General features: G+C 72.1%; 20 protein-coding genes. 9 read left to right on the top strand and 11 right to left on the bottom strand.

Going from position 1 to position 19,600, the window contains the following annotated elements; all coding sequences use genetic code 11:
* Positions 1-5: 5 nt before the first annotated feature.
* The gene (locus tag AB0K82_RS05475) at positions 6-533 is read right to left on the bottom strand and encodes a gamma carbonic anhydrase family protein (protein WP_345355747.1); all 528 of its coding nucleotides are present in this window, start codon (positions 531-533) and stop codon (positions 6-8) included.
* A 214-nt stretch (positions 534-747) separates the two neighbouring features.
* Here AB0K82_RS05475 and AB0K82_RS05470 point away from each other — a divergent pair, with 214 nt between their 5' ends.
* From AB0K82_RS05470 to AB0K82_RS05460, 3 genes are all read left to right on the top strand, one after another.
* On the top strand, positions 748-1,677 hold the full coding sequence (locus AB0K82_RS05470; protein WP_364393052.1) for a DivIVA domain-containing protein: 930 nt from the start codon (positions 748-750) through the stop codon (positions 1,675-1,677).
* A gap of 57 nt (positions 1,678-1,734) precedes the next feature.
* A complete protein-coding gene (def, locus tag AB0K82_RS05465) occupies positions 1,735-2,265 on the top strand; it encodes a peptide deformylase (RefSeq protein WP_364393050.1) in 531 nt (176 codons plus the stop codon).
* A gap of 189 nt (positions 2,266-2,454) precedes the next feature.
* Complete coding sequence (locus AB0K82_RS05460; RefSeq protein ID WP_364393047.1) at positions 2,455-3,198, top strand: GNAT family N-acetyltransferase; 744 nt, start codon at positions 2,455-2,457, stop codon at positions 3,196-3,198.
* A gap of 427 nt (positions 3,199-3,625) precedes the next feature.
* Here the strand turns inward: AB0K82_RS05460 and AB0K82_RS05455 are convergent, their stop codons facing one another.
* Positions 3,626-4,567, bottom strand: a complete 942-nt coding sequence (locus tag AB0K82_RS05455) for a type IV toxin-antitoxin system AbiEi family antitoxin domain-containing protein (RefSeq protein WP_364393044.1) — start codon at positions 4,565-4,567, stop codon at positions 3,626-3,628.
* 122 nt (positions 4,568-4,689) lie between these two features.
* Positions 4,690-5,133, bottom strand: a complete 444-nt coding sequence (locus AB0K82_RS05450) for a hypothetical protein (protein ID WP_364393042.1) — start codon at positions 5,131-5,133, stop codon at positions 4,690-4,692.
* Positions 5,134-5,328: 195 nt separating this feature from the next.
* Between AB0K82_RS05450 and AB0K82_RS05445 the strand changes: the two genes are divergently transcribed.
* Positions 5,329-5,556, top strand: coding sequence for a hypothetical protein (locus tag AB0K82_RS05445; protein ID WP_364393040.1), 228 nt, complete (start codon positions 5,329-5,331; stop codon positions 5,554-5,556).
* Positions 5,557-5,834: 278 nt separating this feature from the next.
* Here the strand turns inward: AB0K82_RS05445 and AB0K82_RS05440 are convergent, their stop codons facing one another.
* Both AB0K82_RS05440 and arfB read right to left on the bottom strand, forming a co-directional pair.
* Positions 5,835-7,373 carry a DHA2 family efflux MFS transporter permease subunit gene (locus tag AB0K82_RS05440; RefSeq protein ID WP_364393037.1) on the bottom strand — a complete coding sequence of 513 codons (1,539 nt, stop codon included), beginning with the start codon at positions 7,371-7,373 and terminating at the stop codon, positions 5,835-5,837.
* A 211-nt stretch (positions 7,374-7,584) separates the two neighbouring features.
* Positions 7,585-8,013, bottom strand: coding sequence for an alternative ribosome rescue aminoacyl-tRNA hydrolase ArfB (gene arfB / locus AB0K82_RS05435; protein ID WP_364393034.1), 429 nt, complete (start codon positions 8,011-8,013; stop codon positions 7,585-7,587).
* A gap of 263 nt (positions 8,014-8,276) precedes the next feature.
* Between arfB and AB0K82_RS05430 the strand changes: the two genes are divergently transcribed.
* Complete coding sequence (locus AB0K82_RS05430) at positions 8,277-9,833, top strand: carboxylesterase/lipase family protein (protein WP_364393031.1); 1,557 nt, start codon at positions 8,277-8,279, stop codon at positions 9,831-9,833.
* Positions 9,834-10,018: 185 nt separating this feature from the next.
* Here AB0K82_RS05430 and AB0K82_RS05425 read toward each other — a convergent pair whose 3' ends face one another.
* From AB0K82_RS05425 to AB0K82_RS05405, 5 genes are all read right to left on the bottom strand, one after another.
* Positions 10,019-10,783 carry a crotonase/enoyl-CoA hydratase family protein gene (locus tag AB0K82_RS05425; RefSeq protein WP_364393029.1) on the bottom strand — a complete coding sequence of 255 codons (765 nt, stop codon included), beginning with the start codon at positions 10,781-10,783 and terminating at the stop codon, positions 10,019-10,021.
* 7 nt (positions 10,784-10,790) lie between these two features.
* Positions 10,791-11,564 carry an SDR family NAD(P)-dependent oxidoreductase gene (locus tag AB0K82_RS05420; RefSeq protein ID WP_364393026.1) on the bottom strand — a complete coding sequence of 258 codons (774 nt, stop codon included), beginning with the start codon at positions 11,562-11,564 and terminating at the stop codon, positions 10,791-10,793.
* A gap of 85 nt (positions 11,565-11,649) precedes the next feature.
* Positions 11,650-12,138 carry a hypothetical protein gene (locus tag AB0K82_RS05415; RefSeq protein WP_364393024.1) on the bottom strand — a complete coding sequence of 163 codons (489 nt, stop codon included), beginning with the start codon at positions 12,136-12,138 and terminating at the stop codon, positions 11,650-11,652.
* Between the two features lie 33 nt (positions 12,139-12,171).
* Positions 12,172-13,038 (bottom strand): RNA polymerase sigma-70 factor, encoded by an 867-nt coding sequence (locus AB0K82_RS05410; RefSeq protein ID WP_364393022.1) that lies wholly within the window; start codon positions 13,036-13,038, stop codon positions 12,172-12,174.
* Positions 13,039-13,082: 44 nt separating this feature from the next.
* Entirely contained in the window at positions 13,083-14,264 is a 1,182-nt protein-coding gene (locus AB0K82_RS05405) for an FAD-dependent oxidoreductase (protein ID WP_364393021.1), read from the bottom strand.
* Positions 14,265-14,453: 189 nt separating this feature from the next.
* Between AB0K82_RS05405 and AB0K82_RS05400 the strand changes: the two genes are divergently transcribed.
* From AB0K82_RS05400 to AB0K82_RS05385, 4 genes are all read left to right on the top strand, one after another.
* Positions 14,454-15,128: a response regulator transcription factor gene (locus AB0K82_RS05400; protein ID WP_364393019.1), complete on the top strand. Its 675-nt coding sequence runs from the start codon at positions 14,454-14,456 to the stop codon at positions 15,126-15,128.
* Positions 15,125-16,432: a HAMP domain-containing sensor histidine kinase gene (locus AB0K82_RS05395; protein ID WP_364393017.1), complete on the top strand. Its 1,308-nt coding sequence runs from the start codon at positions 15,125-15,127 to the stop codon at positions 16,430-16,432. The genes AB0K82_RS05400 and AB0K82_RS05395 overlap by 4 nt, the downstream gene beginning before the upstream one ends.
* A gap of 64 nt (positions 16,433-16,496) precedes the next feature.
* The gene (pip, locus tag AB0K82_RS05390) at positions 16,497-17,447 is read left to right on the top strand and encodes a prolyl aminopeptidase (RefSeq protein WP_364393233.1); all 951 of its coding nucleotides are present in this window, start codon (positions 16,497-16,499) and stop codon (positions 17,445-17,447) included.
* 174 nt (positions 17,448-17,621) lie between these two features.
* Positions 17,622-19,058, top strand: coding sequence for a cellulose binding domain-containing protein (locus tag AB0K82_RS05385; protein ID WP_364393015.1), 1,437 nt, complete (start codon positions 17,622-17,624; stop codon positions 19,056-19,058).
* A 70-nt stretch (positions 19,059-19,128) separates the two neighbouring features.
* Here the strand turns inward: AB0K82_RS05385 and AB0K82_RS05380 are convergent, their stop codons facing one another.
* On the bottom strand, positions 19,129-19,563 hold the full coding sequence (locus tag AB0K82_RS05380) for a spore-associated protein A (RefSeq protein WP_364393013.1): 435 nt from the start codon (positions 19,561-19,563) through the stop codon (positions 19,129-19,131).
* Positions 19,564-19,600: the final 37 nt, after the last annotated feature.

The following is a 19,600-nucleotide window of genomic DNA, read 5'->3' as shown; positions in this document are numbered from 1 at the left end:
GGGCGTCAGCTCCAGCGGGCCTCGCGGTGCAGGGCCGCCTTGCGCACGTACGTCTCGGGTGTGTAGGCGAGCACCGCCCGGTCGTCGTCGTTCAGCTCCCGGACGACCTTGCCCGGGACGCCCGCGACGAGCACCCCGGAGGGGATCTTCTTCCCGGGGCCGACGAGCGCACCGGCCGCGACGAGCGTTCCGGCGCCGATCCGCGCGCCGTTCAGCACGATCGCGCCGATGCCGATCAGCGAGCCGGTCTCGACGTACGCGCCGTGCACCATGGCCTTGTGCCCCAGGCTCACCCGGTCCTCCAGCACCGCGGGCATGCCCGGGTCCGCGTGCAGGCAGGACAGGTCCTGGATGTTGCACTCCTCGCCGACGATGATCTCCTCGTCGTCGCCGCGCAGCACCGAGCCGTACCAGACGTTGGCCGCCCGGCCGAGCCGCACACGGCCGACGACGACGGCTCCGGGGGCCACCCACGCCTCCGGATGGATGTCGGGTCGGTGGTCGCCGAGGGTGCCGTGGAAGAAGTCAGTCACGGTCGTCAAGTCTAGAAGCGGGGGCGGGGCCGTCCCCGGCCGGTCGGCGCGGCATATTTCCCAAAAACTGCAATCTGCGATATTTAACCTGGGAAGACTCTCGTGTCGCCGCACCGACGGGCCAGGAATTCCTGCGAGTAGCCGCATTCCCCTTGCGTGAAAAGGGGGGAACCATCGAGAGTCGTCACAGACGTTCCTTCGACCCCCAAGGGCTATGAGCAACGAAGCCGAGATCCTGCCGAACCTCTTCCGCGAGGAGCCCCTCCGCGAGGAGACGTTCGAGATCGTCATGCGCGGTTACAACCGCCGTCAGGTCGACGAATACATCGCCCGTACCCGCAACCAGATCCGCGAGCTCGAGGCCCGCCTGTCCCGGGCCCTCGACGAGGTCGAGCGCACGCGCCGCGAGATGACCGAGGTCCGTGAGGCCCGGCGTCCGACCGGTGACGACCTCAGCGAGCGGCTTCGTCAGATCATCAACCTTGCCGAGGAAGAGGCCCAGTCGAAGCTCAGCGAGGCCGAGCGCAGGGTCGCCCAGATCCAGCAGGACGCCGAGCACGAGGCCAAGCAGATCATCGACGAGGCCCAGGGCAAGTCCGAGCGCGCGGTCGCCCAGGCCCAGGAGAACGCCGGCCACATGCTGTCGGCGGCCCAGCAGGAGGCCGAGCGGATCGCGACCGCGGCCAAGAACGAAGCGGACACGTTGGTCACCGAGGCCCGGACGGAGGCCGAGCGCACGCTCACCACGGCCGAGCGCCGTTCGTCGGTCATCAACGAGGAGGCCTCCGCGCGCCTGGCTCAGCTCACGAAGCAGCACACGAAGGCCCTCGGCCGGCTCAACGAGATCACCGAGACGCTCGTGACGCTGCTGGAGCAGGAGGAGAAGGCCGGCCCACTGGAGGAGATGGTCGCGGGCGCCGTCGCCCAAGACGATGCGGAGCGGCCCGCGGCCCGTCCCGAGCAGCCGCCGCAGCCGCAGCAGGCACAGCCGCAGCAGCCGCCGCAACCGCCGGGCGGACGCCACCACCAGCCGTCGGCGCCGGCCCAGCCTCCGGCGCCGCCTCAGCCTCAGTCCCAGCCGGTGCAGCAGCCCCAGGAGCGCAATGTCCAGGTGTTCCCGGCGAGCGGCGAGCCCGCGGAGTGACGATCGGGCCGGTGACCGTTGGTCGGTCACCGGCCCGATCATCTAGAGTCCTGGTCTGTGAGACGACGACGCGGCGGTGCGGGCACCGTACGCCCGATCCGCTACATGGGCGATCCCGTTCTGCGCACCGAGTGCGACCCGGTGCGGTCCTTCGACGCCGACCTGCGGCGACTCATCGACGACATGTTCGCGTCGATGTACGCCAATGACGGCGCCGGACTCGCGGCCAACCAGATCGGCGTCTCCCTGCAGGTCTTCGTCTACGACTGCGACGACGACGCGGGCCGCAACCACGTCGGCCACGTCGTCAACCCGGTGCTGGTGTCCGCCGACGGCGAGACCGTGACGGACGACGAGGGCTGCCTGTCGCTGCCCGGCCTCCGCTTCCCGACGCCGAGGTACGGCCACGCCGTCGTCGAGGGCGTCGACATGACGGGAGCGCCGCTGCAGGTCGAGGGCACCGGCTACTTCGCCCGCTGCCTCCAGCACGAGACGGGCCACCTGGGCGGCCGGCTGTACGTCGACACGCTGCAGGGCGACACGCGCAAGGCCGCGCTCCGCGCCGTCCGCGCCGCCGACTGGAGCTGACGGCTCCGCCCCTCTCGGGAAGATCGTTTCCTGTTAGAGTCGTCCCGTGCCGACCCTCACCGCCCCTTGGTGGCGCCGCCCTTAGGCGGCCTGTCGTCACTGCTCCCCCAGACCGCCGCTCCAGAGCGCGGGTCTGGGCAGAGGTCGCCCCGGTGCCGGACGCTCGGGAGCCGACCAGAGGACGGACCCATGCCCAACGACGAACTCGTCGCGATCCGCGCCCAGATCGACGGACTCGACCGCCGGATCGTCGCGCTGCTGGCCGAACGCGAGATCCTTGTACGTCAGGCCGGCCGGCTGAAGACCGACGCCGACGCGGTGCGAGCCCCGCGACGCGTCGCCCGGGTGGTCCAGCGCGCCCGGTCCACCGCCATGGAACTCGGCGCGTCGCCCGACGTCGTCGCACGCACCTACCAGGCGATGATCAGCGCGTTCATCGACCTGGAACTGGCGAGCGTTCGAGCCACGGACGCCCCGCCGATCGAACCCGCGGGACCGGAGGACGCCGGGGAACTGCTGACGCTGCAGCGCGCGGCGTACGCGACCGAGGCGCGGATCTACGGCGACCCCGAGCTACCGCCGCTGGTCCAGACCCTTGACGAGCTCGTCGCGGAGCTGGACCGGGGCGTCGCCTTCAAGGTCACCTACGACCACCGGATCGTCGGCGCCGTACGCGGCCGCGTCGAGGGCGACCTTCTGCACATCGGCCGACTGACCGTCGCACCGGACTTCCAGGGCCGGGGGCTCGGCACCGCCCTGCTCGCGGCCATCGAGGAGTCGGCCGTCCCCGGAGCCCGGCGCGCGACCCTCTTCACCGGGCACCTCAACACGGCCAACCTCCGGCTGTACGAGCGCCTCGGCTACATCGAGGAGCGCCGCGAGCCACTCCGCCCGGGAGTCGACCTGGTCCACCTGACCAAACCCCTCCCCTGACCAACAGGGTCAGCGAGCCCCCCACCCTCGCCGAAGCGCAGATACGTTGTGCCGAGGATTTCGGTGGTCAGGGCGACGGAGATCCGGGGCACAGAGTGGCTGCTTGTCCACAACCCGCACGACGGGCTTTCCGCTTCTCCGCCGGCGGGTCAGGCTGGTGGCGTGCTCGAAGAGGTGCTCGTCCGGCAGCATGGGGTGATCGCGCGGTGGCAGGCGCTCGCGTGCGGCCTGTCCGAGGCGGCGCTGCGCGCCCGTGTCGGGACTGGCCGGTGGCAGCGGATCTTCACGGGGGTGTACGCCGCGTTCAGCGGCCCGCTGTCCCGGGAGGCGGTGCTGTGGGCCGGCGAGCGTCGCGCACGGATCGCCGGGAGTCGCGCCCCGGATCTCGGTCGTCGACACGACGGAGATCCGGGGCACAGAGTGATGCTCACGCGGCGGCGGCGAGGAGGCATCCCGCTCCGCAGGGGTGGGGTGTCCCCGTCCAACCTCGGCTTCGATAGACGTCGGCGATCTCCGCTGCGACGAGGCACGGTCGCTCGGTGACGTCGCCCCAGCCGTACCGCAGCGGCGCCCGCCCCGCTCGCACGGCCGCGTTGTCGCGGCGCATGTCGCGGTGCCGCTCGGCGAACGGGTGCGCCGCCCGCCCGTCCAGCTCGATGACGACGCCGTACGCCTCGGCGCGCACGTCCTCGTAGGTCACGCGCCCACCGCGCAGCGACCGGACCTGCCTGGCGCTCGGCGGCAACCCGTGGGCCCGCTCGACGTCACGGACGAACCTGATCTCCAGCGGCGTCGTCGCGCCCTCGTCGACGTCCGCCAGCGCCGCCGTCAGCTCGGCCCGCCATCGCACCCTCTTCCGTTTTCTGAGGGCTCGCAGCAGCCGCTCCGGCGTGGTGCGGCGACGCTGACACGCCCGCGCGAGCCAGGCCATCGCCTCATCGAGGTCGGGCGCCGAAACGGCCAAGTCGAGGACGGTCTCCTCCACCGTGGTGCGCGGCGGAAGCCGCGCGGGGTGCCGGGCATCGTCGACCCGGCTGGAATAGTGCAGCCGGACGCCTTCGACCGGCACCACGGTGCGGTCGCGACCCACCGTCACGTGGATCGGACCTCGAACGTCGTCGACCAGCCCCTCGAGCTCCGCCGCGGTGCGGTGGCTGAGAGTCGCTCCGGGACCCGCCCGCAGGACGACGGCCCACAGCACCGCCTCCCGGGACAGCGGGCCGCTGAACGCGGCGTACACCCCCGTGAAGATCCGCTGCCACCGGCCAGTCCCGACACGGGCGCGCAGCGCCGCCTCGGACAGGCCGCACGCGAGCGCCTGCCACCGCGCGATCACCCCATGCTGCCGGACGAGCACCTCTTCGAGCACGCCACCAGCCTGACCCGCCGGCGGAGAAACGGAAAGCCCGTCGTGCGGGTTGTGGACAAGCAGCCACTCTGTGCCCCGGATCTCCGTCGCCCTGACCACCGAAATCCTCGGCACAACGCATCTCAGCGGGCGCGGCGGTACTTCGCGCGAGGGCCCCAGGGTTTGGCGACGGAGAGCACGACGGTGGTCGTGTAGAGGGCGATCGCGACGCACGAGATGATCACGAGGTTGTACGGGAGGAAGCCCAGGTCCATCCGTTCGATCGCCCCCGTGGGATGCCGGATCGCCGCGTGCGCCGCGTCGTGCAGCCGGGCGGTGAGGGCGAGGTTGGACGCCACCGTCGCGGCCAGGGTCAGCCAGAACTTCACCGCCACCCAGTGATACCGGAACAGCCGCCAGGGCGTGCCCAGCGCGAGGACCAGCACGCAGACCATCAGCGTCAGCCACCCCATCGACGCGATGAGGTGCACGATCAGCGTCGTCTTGCGGGCGGCCGGCGAGAGGCGCAGGCGCAGCGGCCTGCGCGACGCGAACGCCGACGAAGGCGGGCCGGGCACATCGGTCATGGCCGACACGATTCCCGTGTCAGCCCTGACGGGTCGTCCCCTCCCTGGAGGCACTGCCCCTACGCCACCGGGCGTACGGACACCGCAGAACAAGGTGATCGCGCGGTTGCAAGGCTCACCGGGCTCAGGAAGGTCCTTATCGGCTTTGGCAAGAACCGAGCGCCGAACAACGAAGAGAAAGCCGAGGTAGGCGAGATGGCCAACACACGGACTGTCGCGCTGGAAGAGACGAAGGAGTACTACGCGGGCAAGGTCACGCTGGCCCTTGGGGCGTCCAAGGCTCAGATGCAGGAAGCCGTCGACACGCTCGGCCTGGTCTTCTTCGCCAGGGGACTCCTCATTGGTGCGCCGGCCGAGGAGGTACTCGCGGTCGCCCGCCGCGTACGTCGCATGCGTGACGACGCGGGTCGCATCGGTCGCTGAACAGTGTGGTGTGGCCGGTACAACCTGGTCGCAGCGCATCCAGCCCACAGCGCAGCCCGTCAGGGCTGCGTTCTTTTTTCACGCGACCGTCAGGGCCCCGGGGGCCGCGCGTCGCAGTCGCCTCGTGCGGCGCGGGATACCTCCTCCCTGCGGCGTGCGCATCACTCCGCGCCGCATCCCCCAGCTCAGCGGGCCTCGTGGCCTCCCGGCCGTCGTGGCCGGAAACACGCCGGCCCCGCAGCTGGAGGCCGCGGGGCCGGCGTGGTGCTCGGTGCGGGTCAGTGCATCGGCATCGGCATGTCCGACGAGTCACCCGTCGGCTTGCGACGGGGCAGGAACAGCGCGGGGATGAAGGCCAGCGCGAGCAGGCCCACCGCCCACCAGTAGGTGCTCTGGAAGGCGTCGGCCATCGGGCCGACGATCTTCTGCATGATCTGCGGCGGCACCTTCGCGGCGGCGGACAGCCCGCCGCCGCCCGCGCCGCCGCCGAGCTTGGCGGTCAGGTTGTGGGCGAGCAGGACGGACATCAGCGCGGTGCCGATGGAGGCGGAGACCTGCTGAATGATGTTCAGCATCGTGCTCGCCTTGGGCACCTCGTCGTGGGAGAGCGTCTGGATGGCGGCCGCCATGGTCGGCATCATCGTCATGCCCATGCCCAGGCCCATCACGAACAGCACGCCGCCGAGCGCCCAGTAGGAGGTGTCGGCCTGCAGCACCGCGGTGAAGCCGGCCACGGAGCCGACGACCACCAGGAGGCCGATCAGGACCACGCGGCCGGGGCCGATCCGGTCGGTGAGCTTGCCGCCGATCGGCATCGTGACCATCGCGCCGATGCCCTGCGGGGCGAGCAGCAGACCGGAGGAGAAGGCGCTCTCGCCCCGCACCACCTGGTAGTAGAGCGGCAGCAGGAGCATCGCCCCCATGAACGCGCACATGAACAGGACCATCGTGCCCGCGGCCGCCGCGACCGAGCGCCGCTTCACCAGCCGCAGGTCGATCAGCGGGACGCGGGCGGTCAGCGCGCGGATCGCGAACAGCACCACGAGGACGGCACCGGCGACGGTGGTGATGAGGACCTCGGGCTTGCCGAAGTCGCTGTCCTGGGCGCCCTTGGCCAGACCGTAGATGAGCGAGGCCAGGCCGGGGGACAGCAGCACGAGACCGAGGAGGTCGAGCCGCTCTCCCGGGCGCGGGGTGTCGCGCTCGAGGATCCTGGCGGCGAGGAACAGCGCGACGACACCGATCGGCAGGTTGATGAAGAAGATCCAGCGCCAGGAGACGTCGTCGACCAGCCAGCCGCCCAGGATCGGTCCGCAGATCGGCCCGAGCAGCATCGGGATGCCGACGACGCTCATCACCTGGCCGACGCGCGACGGCCCGGCCTTCTGGGTCAGGATCGTCATGCCGGCCGGCATGATCATGCCGCCGCCGAGGCCCTGCAGGACGCGGAAGGCGATCAGCGACTCGGCCGACCAGGCCATGCCGGCCAGCGCCGATCCGAGCACGAAGAGCGCGATGGAGATCATGTAGAGCCGCTTGGTGCCGAACCGCGCCGACGCCCAGCCGGTGACCGGGATGACCGTGGCCAGGGCGAGCGTGTAGCCGGTGGCCACCCACTGGATGGTGGACAGCGGGGCGTTGAACGCGCTGGACAGGTGGTTGATCGCGACGTTGACGACGGTGACGTCCAGGATCGACATGATCGCGCCGAGGACGACGACCATGGCGACCGCGAGCACTCCCCGATCAAGCCCGGCCGGTGGCGCGGAAGTCTGTGGTGGATCGTCCGCAAGCTCGGGTGGTGGCGCGGTGCTCATTCGGGTGTTCCAATCGTCAGACGCCCACGTGGGCGGTTAGCTGCGCTTTTCCGTCGACGGACCATGATGCCGGGTGCCACCGACAAACTCGCAATCGAATTAATCCGCAGGCAGCGCCGCCTGCCGGGCCCCCGGGCGCGGACGCGCCTCCGCGTCCGTCATAGGACGGCTGAGGATGTCCCGGCGAGGTCAGGAGGTGATGAACGTCACCTCAGGCGTCGAAGCGGCCGGAGCGGCCGCGCTTCAGGTCGCCGCGACGGCGCTTGTTCTCCAGGCGGCGTTCGTGGACGCGGCGGCTGGGCTTGGTCGGGCGGCGCGGCTTCGGCGGCGGGGCGGTGGCCTCCGCCAGCAGGGCGGCCAGCCGGGCTTTGGCTGCCTCCCGGTTGCGCAGTTGCGACCGGTACTCCTCGGCGCGGATCGTGATGACCCCGTCGACGAGGCGTCCGGCGAGGCGCTGCAGCGCCCGGTCCTTGTACGTCTGCGGGAGCGCCGCCGACCGGGCGAGGTCGAAGGAGAGCTCGGCGGCGGTGTCGCTGGTGTTGACGTGCTGCCCGCCCGGCCCCGACGAGCGGGAGAAACGCCAGCGCAGCTCGGCGTCGGGGATGACGACCGAGCCGCAGACACGCACGGGTTCGGACATACGCCGATTATCCCCAGCAGGCGCGGTCCATGTCGCCTGATTTATGGCCCGGCCGTACGGGGGTGGTGCCAGGTGCACCGGGACGGTGCCGTCTCGGCGACCCCGCGAAGGGGCTCAGACCTCCTGACCCGGCGGGCGCGCCGCCGCAGAGTCGAAGGCGTCGATCCCGAGCGGTGGAGGTGGCGTTGATGCCGGAGAGACGGAAGCACGCGTGAGCAGGGTGGGTCGCCGTCGCGAGCGCGGTGGGGCTGGCCGGGGCCGCCGTGGCGGCCCTCCCGGCCGCGGCCGCCGAGGGCGGGGACGGCGCGGTGGTGCGGACCGCGGAGGGGCCGGTGCGCGGAACCGTGACGGGCGACCATCGCGCGTTCGAGGGCATCCCGTACGCGGCGCCACCGGTGGGGTCCGCGCGCTGGACCTCGCCGCAGCCGGTCTCTCCCTGGACGCGGACCCGTGACGCGACCAGACCGGGAAGCGCGTGCGCGCAGACGGCCGGCTTCCTCGGCGACGCCCCGAGTGAGGCCGAGGACTGCCTGTACCTCAACGTCACGACGCCCCGGCACGCCACCGGGCGGCGGCTGCCGGTGATGTTCTGGATCCACGGGGGCGGGTTCTACTCCGGGGCCGGGGACCTGTACGACGCCCGGCGGCTGGCGACTCAGGGCGACGTGATCGTGGTGACGCCCAACTACCGCCTGGGCGTCTTCGGCTTCCTCGCGCATCCTTCGCTGGACCGGGGCGGGCGGCCGACGTCGGGCGACTTCGGCCTGGAGGATCAGCAGGCGGCGCTGCGCTGGGTTCGGCGGAACGCCACGGCGTTCGGCGGCGACCCGGGCAACGTCACGATCTTCGGTGAGTCGGCCGGAGGGGTGAGCACCTGCTCGCATCTCGCCGCACCGGGCTCGGCCGGGCTGTTCCGGCGCGCCATCGTGCAGAGCGGTCCGTGCGCCGTCACCGACGAGTGGCCGTACTCCGACGGCGAATGGGTCGTACGGCCGCGCGCGGAGCGGGAGCGCCAGGGCACGTCGCTGGCGGCGAAGGCCGGCTGCGGCGACGCCGCGGACGTCGCCGCCTGCCTGCGCCGCGTCCCGGTGTCGACTCTGTTGAGCGCCTCGGACGGCGGCCAGGGGTTCGGCCCGGCCGCGGGGAGCACGGTGCTGCCGGTCGCACCCGCCACCGCGCTCGCGACGGGCCGGTTCGCGCACGTCCCGGTGATGCAGGGCACGACCCGCGACGAGCACCGTACGTTCGTCGCGGCGATCGAGACCTTCAGCGGGCACGTGACGACCGAGGCCGACTACCGGAGTGAGATCGAGGACTTCTTCGGGCCCGTCAAGGCGGCGAAGGTCCTGGCGGAGTATCCGGTCGGGCGGTACGGCTCGGCGAGCCTGGCGCTGGCGTCCGTGTGGACCGACTACGCCTGGGCGTGCCCGGCGGGCCGTACCGACCGGCTGCTGAGCGGGCGGGTCCCGACCTATGCGTACGAGTTCGCCGACGAGAACGCGCCCTGGGCCAGTGACGCTCCCGTACCGGCCTTCCCGACGGGCGCGTTCCACGCCTCGGAACTGCAGTACCTGTTCGACCAGTCGGAGTTCCGCGGGCCGCTGTCCACGGCCCAGCGCCGGCTCTCGGACCGGATGATCGGGTACTGGACGCGGTTCGCCCGCACCGGCGATCCGAACGGCGGCGGCGCGCCGACCTGGGCGCCCGCCCTCCCGGGCGCGGATCGGGTGCTGTCCCTGGCCCCCGGCTCCGGCGGCATCCGGCCGGTCGACCTGGCCCGCGAGCACCGCTGCGGCTTCTGGACCTCCCTCGGTCGCTGAGGAGGCGCACCGCCGCCCGGCTGGTCTATCCCCGGCTGCCGCTGCCGGTCCGTACGTTGCCCCGCGACTACTACCTGCGGGATCTCCGCCGCAGGTTCGACAGGGCGTCGGCCCGGCGGGTCACGGCGCGTACCGCCTGACCGGGCCGGGGGCGGGACCGGCCAGACCCGCCCCCGGCGCGAAGGTCACTCGCCGGACCAGTTGGGCGTGCGCTTCTCGGCGAAGGCCGCCGCGCCCTCCATCGCGTCCTTGGACCCGAAGACGGGCATGATGATCTCGCCCTGCCGGGCGAACTGCTCATCGGTCGGCCAGTCACGGGACTCGACGATGACGCGCTTGGTGGCGGCCAGCGCCAGCGGGGCGTTCGCCGCGACCTTGGCGGCCAGCTCCTTGGCGGTCCGCAGGGCCTCTCCGGGCTCGGTGACCCGGTTGACCAGGCCGAGCTCGGCCAGCCGCGCGGCCGGATAGTGGTCGCCGGTCAGCGCGATCTCCAGTGCGGCGTGGTACGGGATCCGCTGCGGCAGGCGCAGCAGGCCGCCCGCGCCGGCGACCAGGCCGCGCTTGACCTCCGGCAGCCCGAACTTCGACTCCGAAGACGCGACGATCATGTCGCAGGACAGCGCCAGCTCGAAGCCGCCCGCCAGGGCGTACCCCTCGATGGCGGCGATGATCGGCTTGGCCGGGGGCCGCTCGGTGATGCCGCCGAAGCCGCGCCCGCCCTTGCTCGGGTCGTCACCGGTGAGGAACCCCTTGAGGTCCATGCCGGCGCAGAAGGTGCCGCCGGCGCCGGTGAGGACATAGGCGGAGACGTCCTTGCGCGCGTCGAACTCCTCGATCGCGCTCGCGATGCCCTGGGCGACGGCGCCGTTGACGGCGTTCCTCGCCTCGGGCCGGTTGATCGTGATGACGGCGACGCCGCCGTCCACCTCGGTCAGGACCGCGTCCGACATCAGGACCTCACTTGGGCTGGAAGCGGATACCGCCGTCGAAACGGATGACTTCGGCGTTGACGTAGTCGTTCTCGATCAGGGAACGGACGAGGTGGGCGAACTCCGACGCCCGGCCCATGCGCTTGGGGAAGACGACCGGCGCGACGAGCTTCTTCTTGAACTCCTCGGCCTGCTCGCCCTGGCCGTAGATCGGCGTGTCGATGATGCCGGGGCAGATCGTGTTGACGCGGACGCCGATGGCGGCCAGGTCGCGGGCGGCGGGCACGGTCATGCCGACGATGCCGCCCTTGGAGGAGGAGTAGGCGATCTGGCCGGTCTGCCCCTCGAGGGCCGCGACCGAGGCCGTGTTGATCACGACGCCACGCGTGTTGAACTCGTCGACCGGGTCGGTCTTGGCGATCGCCGCCGCGCCGAGCCGCAGGCCGTTGAACGTGCCGATCAGGTTGACCTCGATGACCTTCTTGTACGAGGCGAGGTCGTGCGGCGAGCCGTCGCGGCCCACGGTCCGCGTCGCCCACCCGATGCCGGCGCTGTTCACCACGACGCGCAGGGGCGCGCCGGTGGCGACGGCCGCGTCGACGGCGGCCTGCACCTGCTCCTCGTCGGAGACGTCGACCTTGACGAAGACGCCGCCGATCTCGTCGGCGATCGCCTTGCCCTTGTCCTCGTTGAGGTCGGCCACGACCACCTTGGCACCGTGCGCGGCAAGGTCCCGCGCGGTCGCCTCACCCAGTCCGCTCGCGCCGCCCGTGACGACGGCGGCCACTCCGTTTACGTCCATAAGCAGGAGATTACCGGAGAAGGCCGAATCAAATTCTAGTGATGTTACTCACGCGTATCAAAAAATTGTCCAAGTGGTGCGACCGCTATTGATCCTGCACCTGAACGGCGGGCGCGTGACCGTTCCAGGTGCAGAACAACGACGAGGTGTGGTCGCCCTCCGTGAAGTCGACCCGTAGCCAGCCCGCCGCGTGCCACGTTCGCACCTCATGCCCCGCGGCCGGGGTCGCCGACACCAGCCGGGCGGCGGTCGCGGTCATCGACAGCACGACCTGCCCGCCGGCGAGCGTGTAACTCCGGGTGTCCGTGTGGGGCGACGGCGTGGGCCGCGGGCTCGACGGCCGCGCCGGCGCCTGCCGTACGGTCCGCTTCGGCGTCGCCCGTACGGTCGGGCCCGGCGGGGACGGGGAGGACGGCGCGGCGGCCGAGGCGGGCACGTGGTCGACGACGGAGCGGGCCGGCGGCGGACCGAACACCGCATTGTGCAGGACCGGACGCGCGCCGAACCAGACCAGCATCATCGCCAGCGAGGTGGCGCCGCCCCAGGCGGCCACGTACGTCATCGCCCGTCGCACCGCCCCATGGTGCCGCACCGGCCGTACTCCGCGTCAGTGCCCGGGACGGGTCGCCAGGCCGCCGAGCTTGTCGGGGTTCACCTGCATCCGCAGGTTCTGGATGCGGCCGTCGGCCAGGTCGAAGGTCAGGGCGCCGGCGGGGAGGCCCTGGACGGTGAACAGCACGCCCAGTTCGCCGTTGATGGTGGCGGGTCGCAGGACGCCGCCGGCCGTTTGGGGTTTGGCCAGGACGCCGAGCATCCAGCGGGCGACGTGGTCGGGGCCGTACAGCGGGCGGCGGGCGGCGGTGACCTTGCCTCCGCCGTCGGACCAGAGGGTCACGTCGGGCGCGAGCACCTCCATGACCGCGTTCAGATCACCGCCCGCGCAGGCCGTGATGAAGCGCGCGGTGACCTCCTCACGCTCGACCGGGTCGGTGTCGAAGCGCGGCCGGCGGGCCTGGATGTGCTCGCGGGCGCGGTGCGCGATCTGCCGGACCGTCGGTTCCGGCCGCTCCAGGATGTCGGCGATCTCGGCGTGGGAGTACCCGAAGACCTCGTGGAGCAGGAACACCGCGCGTTCGACGGGGCTGAGGGTCTCCAGCACCACCAGCAACGCGGTGGAGACGGTGTCGGCCAACTCGGTCTCCTGGGCGGCGTCGGGCGCGGTGAGCAGCGGCTCGGGCAGCCAGGGGCCGACGTACGTCTCCCGGGTCGCCCGGCTGGAGGTGAGCCGGTTCAACGACAGGTTGGTGACCGTCCGCACCAGGTAGGCCTTCGGGTGGCGGATGGCGGCGCGGTCGGCGGAGTTCCAGGTCAGCCAGGCGTCCTGGAGGACGTCCTCGGCCTCGGCGACGCTGCCCAGCATCTGGTAGGCCGTGGCGAACAGCAGCCGCCGGTGTTCGAGGTACGGATCGGTCATGAGGTGATCCTCTCGATGCGCTGATCCGAGGGGAGGGCCCGTCATCAGGCGGCGGGCCTACGGGTGGCGCGGCCGCCCTTGGAGAGGGTGGCGGTGACGTTCACCCGCTTGCTGAGCCGGTACGCCTTCACCGGGCTGCCACTGACGGTCTCCTTGTACAGCACGGCGGCGCGGCCCCTGAGGTAGGCCCGGCGCGGGGTGTCGTCGGCACGGGTGAACTGGATGACCGCGTCCCGGCGGCCGAGGCTGACCGGCTGGTGGAAGTAGCCGAACCGGAACGGCCTGACCGGCCTGCCGCGCAGCAGGCGGGCGATGGTGTCGGCGGTGTACTGGGCGGTGGGCAGGCCGCTCTGGCAGGTTCCGTGGATCCGGCCCCACGCCATGCGGATCGCGGCGGCGTCACCGACGGCGTGGATGTCGGGGTGGGACACCGACCGCAACGTCGGGTCCACCAGGATCAACCCGCCCTCGTCCACGGCGATCCCGGCCTCGGCGGCCAGCGGCGACACCGTCACGCCCGCCGTCCACAGGCACGCGTCCGAGGCGATCATCTCTCCACCCTCGAGTTCGACCGCTTCGGGCAGCACCTTGGCGACCCGCGCGCCCACCCGAATGGTGACGCCGAGGCGGTCCAGCGCCCGACGCAGGTGGGCGCGCGCCTTGGCGCCCATCATCGCGCCGGGCTCGTCCAGGCTGATCAGCGTGACGTTCAGGCCGGGGTGGGCTTCGGCGAGCTCGGCCGCCGCCTCCACCCCCGTCAGGCCGCCGCCGCAGACCGTGACGGTGCCGCCGGCCGCCGCGACCTCTCGCACCCGGGCGGCGAAGCGGGCGGCGGTCCGCGGGTCGTCGAGGGTGAAGGCGTGGTCGCCGGCGCCGGGGACCCGGCCGGTGTCGGCCGCACTGCCCAGGGCGTAGACGAGCGTGTCGTACTCCAGCCTCGCCGCCCCGCCGTCGATCGTCACCGTGCGGTCGTCGGGGTCGATCCGGGTCGCCCCACCCTGCACGAACGTGATCCCGGTCCCGGCCAGCAGGTCGGGGATCCGGTGGTCGGCCAGCTCCTGCCCGGCGGCGGTCTGGTGCATCCGCAGCCGCTCGGTGAACCGGGCCGAGGGGTTGACCAGCGTGATCCGGACGCCGGTGCGCCGGGTCCGGTGGGCCAGGCGGATCGCGGCCAGCATGCCGGTGTAGCCGCCGCCGAGTACGACGACGTGGTGGTCGCTTCTCATCTCTTCACTCCCCACGATCGGGTCACCGGGCCAGGGCTCCGTGCCGGTGACGCCCATGGGACAAGGACCCCCGCCCCGAAGTGACACCGCGAGGATGTGATCCACGTCTCACAAAGGCTCGCTCTCGCTGGCGCGCACTTTGCTGCGATTTCGGCAGTTATGCCGCCCTCAGGTTCTAAGGTGCCGGGCATGGCGAATGTGCTCGTGGTGGAGGACGACCAATTCGTACGGTCGGCACTGATCCGGGAGCTCACCGAGCGGGCGCACGCCGTCCGCAGCGCGGGCACCGCGCTGGACGCCCTTCGCGAGGTGACCCGAGCCGCGCCGGACGTCGTCATCCTGGACCTGGGGCTGCCCGACCTCGACGGCGCGGAGGCCCTGAAGATGCTGCGCGGCGTCTCCGACGTGCCGGTGATCGTGGCGACGGCGCGCGACGACGAGACCGAGATCGTACGGCTGCTGAACGCCGGGGCCGACGACTACCTGATCAAGCCGTTCTCCGGCGAGCACCTGAGCGCCCGCCTCGGCGCCGTGCTCCGCCGGTCCCAGCAGTCGGCCCAGCCGCGGGCGTACCAGGTCGGCGGCCTGCGGGTGGACCCGGACCGGCGCGAGGCGTTCCTCGACGACCGGCCGCTGGACCTGACGCGCCGGGAGTTCGACCTGCTGGCCCACCTGGCGTCCCGGCCCGGCCACGTCGTCTCCCGGCGGGAACTGCTGACCGAGGTCTGGCAGCAGCCGTACGGCGACGACCAGACGATCGACGTGCACCTGTCCTGGCTGCGCCGCAAGCTGGGCGAGACCGCCTCCCGCCCCCGCTACCTGCACACCGTACGGGGCGTGGGCGTCAAGCTGATCGCGCCGTGAGGCGGTCGCTCGCGCTCGTGTCGGCGGCCGTCACCTCGATGGTCGCGCTGGCGTTCCTCATCCCCCTCGCCCTCATGGTCAAGGAGATCGCCCGCGACCGGGCGCTGAACGACGCGGAACGCCAGGCCGGATCGCTCGCCCCGGCGCTGGCCATCACGACCGACCGCACCGCGCTGCAGCGCGCCGTCGCCAGCACCCAGGCCGGAGCGGCGGGCCGGATGGCGGTCCACCTGCCACCCCGGGCCGGCGGCACGGTGGGGACCTCGCGGGCGCGGCTCGCGGACCTGGCCACCGCCACCGAGCGCGGCCGGTCCTTCTCGGCCCCGGCGGCCGGCGGCTACGTGCTGCTGCAGCCGGTGGCGCTGGACCAGGACCGTACGGCGATCGTCGAGGTCTACCTGCCGCGCCAGGACCTCGCACGCGGCGTCCAGGCCGCCTGGATCACGCTGACGGTCGTGGCCGGCGTGCTCGTCGCCGGGTCCGTCGTCGTCGCGGACCGCCTGGGCGCCCGCGTCGTCGGCTCCGCGCGCACCCTGGCCCGCGCGGCGACCGCCCTCGGCGGCGGCGACCTGCGCACCCGCATCGACCCGCAGGGGCCGCCCGAACTGCGCGACGCCGGGCACGCGTTCAACACGATGGCCGACCGCGTCGAACAGCTCCTCGCCGCCGAACGCGAGCTGATCGCCGACCTGTCCCACCGGCTGCGGACCCCCCTCACCGCCATGCGGCTGAACGCCGCCGCGCTCGGCCCCGAACCCGCGGCCGAGCAGACCCGGCTCGCCGTCGCGCGCCTGGAGGAGGAGGTCGACCAGATCATCCGCTCGGCGCGCAAGCCGATGGAGACGGCCCGGTGCGACGCCGCCGAGGTGCTCCGCGACCGGATGGCCTTCTGGTCCGCGCTGGCCGAGGACCAGGAACGCGACTGCGACCTGATCGGCGCCGACGGGCCCGTCGCCGTCCCGGTGCCGCGCGCCGAGCTGAGCGCGGTGCTGGACTCGCTGCTCGGGAACGTGTTCCGGCACACCCCGGAGGGCACGGCGTTCGCGGTGACGCTGCACGCGGGCGCGGGGCTGGTCGGCATCCTCGTCGCGGACGCGGGGCCGGGCATCGCCGACCCGGAGGCCGCGCTGCGCCGGGGCGCCAGCGGCGGCGGGTCCACCGGCCTCGGACTGGACATCGCCCGTCGCATGGCCGAGGCCGTGGGAGGCGACGTACGGATCGACCGCTCCGCGCTCGGCGGCGCGCAGGTGCAGATCTGGCTGCCGACGACGCCCAAGCGCCCGCGCCGGAGACGGCGGCCCTAACATCGCGGGACCGGAGGACCGCGGAGTGCTGATCACCGATCGGCTACTAATTGCCGGTATGGCGCTGAAAGATCTCTATCCTCCGATCGAGCCGTATGAGTCCGGCCTCCTCGATGTCGGTGACGGCAACGACATCCACTGGGAGGTCTGCGGGAACCCCGCCGGCAAGTCCGTGGTCTTCCTGCACGGCGGACCGGGCGGCGGCATCCTGCCCGGCTTCCGCCGGTTCTTCGATCCGGCCGCCTATCGCATCGTGCTGTTCGACCAGCGCAACTGCGGTGCCAGCCGGCCGAGCGCCGGCGACCCGCGGGTCTCGCTGGAGCACAACACGACCCCGCACCTGATCGCCGACATCGAGCGGCTCCGCGAGCGGCTGCGCATCGACCGCTGGCTGGTCTTCGGGGGAAGCTGGGGCAGCACCCTCGCCCTCGCGTACGCCCAGGCCCATCCGCAGCGCGTCACCGAACTCGTGCTGCGCGGCATCTACCTCATCCGCCGGTCCGATGAACACTGGACGTTCACCGACACCGGCATCGCCCAGCTCTTCCCCGCCGAGTGGGCGGCGTTCCGCGACGCCGTCCCCGCGGCCGAGCGAGACGACCTGATCGCCGCCTACGGCCGCCGCATCGGCGACCCGGACCCGGCGGTGCACCTCCCCGCGGCCCGCGCCTTCATGGCCTGGGAGATGTCCGCCAACACCCTGCTCCCCGTCGAGCCGCCGGCACTCGACGACGCGGCCCTTCTCGCCTTCGCCCGCATCCTCCACCACTACATCGCCAACGGCGGCTTCCTCCCCGACGGCGGCCTGCTCTCGGGCATCGACCGCATACGGCACATCCCCGCCGTGATCGTCAACGGTCGTTACGACATGAAGACCCCGCCCCGGCAGGCGTGGGATCTGCACCAGGCCTGGCCCGAGGCCGAGTTCCACGTCGTCGAGGACGCGGGCCACGGCAGCATGGAACCCGGCATCCGGCACCGACTGATCGACGCCACCGACCGCTTCCGTACGTGACTCGGGTGGCGTGAAACCGGGCGTTCCACTCGGAACCGGGCATCGGGTCAACCGCGCTTCAACCGCTCCTTAAGCGCGCCTTAACGGCGATCCACGGGGTGCCGCGCGGCCGTACGTTTGCACTGCCCTGCAGGCGCACCCCCGCACCCGGCTCCACCCTGGAGGTACCCCCTCATGAACGCAGACCGCGCGCGCCGCCGACGGCGGACGCCGCTGCTGGTCGGCCTCGCGGCCGTGCTCGGCGCCGGCGGCGTCGCCCTGGCGACCGGCGGCGCGAGCACCGGTGGCCTGCTGGCGGCGAGCGGCTCGGCCGACACCGCCTCCGTACGGGCCGCCTTCCGCACCGTCTCCTCCTGGGACTCCGGCTACACCGGCCAGTACACGCTGACCAACGGCGGCACCGACACCGTGCACGGCTGGGACCTGTCCTTCGACCTGCCGGCCGGCGCCAAGGTGACGAGCCTGTGGAACGGCGTGTCCCACCAGGACGGCACGCACGTCACGGTGCAGAACGAGAGCTGGAACGCCGACCTCGCGCCCGGCCAGGAGCGGCAGGTCGGGTTCACCGTGGACGGCAAGGCGACGACTCCGACCGCCTGCCAGGTGAACGGCGTCTCCTGCTCGGGCGGCGGCGCACCCACGCCCACGCCGACCAAGACCACTCCGGCCCCGCCGTCGACCCCGACTCCGGAGCCGCCGAGCACCCCGCCGTCCTCGTCGAGCGGCGGCTTCGCGCCGTACGTCGACGTGGGCCTCTACCCGCCGTTCGACCTGACCGGCACGGCGTCCAAGACCGGCGTCAAGACGTTCAACCTGGCCTTCGTCGTGGCCGGCGGCGGCTGCACGCCCAAGTGGGGCGGCTCCCAGGCGCTCGCCGACAACGACGTCGCCAAGCAGATCGGGGCGCTGCGCACGGCCGGCGGTGACGTCCGCGTGTCGTTCGGCGGCGCCAACGGCACCGAGCTCGCCCAGGCCTGCTCCGACTCAGGGGCGCTCGCGTCCGCGTACAAGCAGGTCATCGACGCGTTCAAGCTGAAGAAGGTGGACTTCGACGTCGAGGGCGCCGCGATCGCCGACCAGGCCGCGAACACCCGGCGCGCCCAGGCGATCGCCTCGCTGCAGAAGCAGGTGCCCGGCCTGGACGTGTCGTTCACGCTGCCGGTCCTGCCCTCCGGGCTCACCCAGGACGGCGTGAACCTCCTGAAGAACGCCAGGCAGAACGGCGACTCCGTCTCGGCCGTCAACATCATGGCCATGGACTACGGCGACGGTCAGGCGCCGAACCCCAGCGGCAAGATGGGCGACTACGCCATCCAGGCGGCGACCTCCACCGAGGCCCAGGCACGCGACGCGCTCGGCCTGAGCAGCGCGTGGAGCAGGATCGCGGTCACCCCGATGATCGGCGTGAACGACACGAACACCGAGGTGTTCACCGTCGCCGACGCCAAGAAGCTCGCGGCCTTCGCCAAGCAGAAGAACCTCGCCTGGCTGTCGATGTGGTCCGCCACCCGCGACAAGCCCTGCCCCGGCGGTCCCCAGCAGTGGGCGAGCGCGACCTGCAGCAGCATCGCCCAGAACGACCTGGACTTCACCAGGGCGTTCACCGGCTAGAGCCATCCTCTCCCCGCTCGGTGGCGGGCCGTGCGGCGCACGCGCGGCCCGCCACCCCTTCTCGCGCGGGTCAGCCGCAGTGGCTCCAGCCGCTGTACCAGAAGCCGCCGGCCGACGTGCCGCCGCCCCAGACGATGCACTTGCCGGCGGCGCTCTGCCGGACCGGCCCGGCGTAGGTGGTGTAGTCGTCGGTGTCCTCGACCGGCGTCTTACCGGAGACCTGCAGGTAGGCACCCGTACGGGTGGCCTTGCCGACCGACGTCGTCTTGAACGTGACGACGCAGTTCGACGAGCCGTTGAAGAGCAGGTAGATGGTCGAGCCGGACATCGTGTGCTTGTCGATCTGGGAGTAGCCGGATCCGCACACGCCGGCCGGGGTGGCGGCCGACGCGGGCGACGCGAGGGCGACGCCACCGGCGATGCCGCCGGCCACCGCCGCACCGGCGACGAGCGTCCTGAGAGCCTTCTTCATGGTGACCGCTTTCCTGAGACGTTGGAAGGTCATGGAGATGATCATGTTCGCGTCCGGAACGACGGGTTAA

The sequence above is a fragment of the Actinoallomurus sp. NPDC052274 genome, from assembly GCF_040679475.1.
Lineage (GTDB): Bacteria > Actinomycetota > Actinomycetes > Streptosporangiales > Streptosporangiaceae > Actinoallomurus > Actinoallomurus liliacearum.
This window is presented reverse-complemented; position numbering and strand designations above follow the sequence as displayed.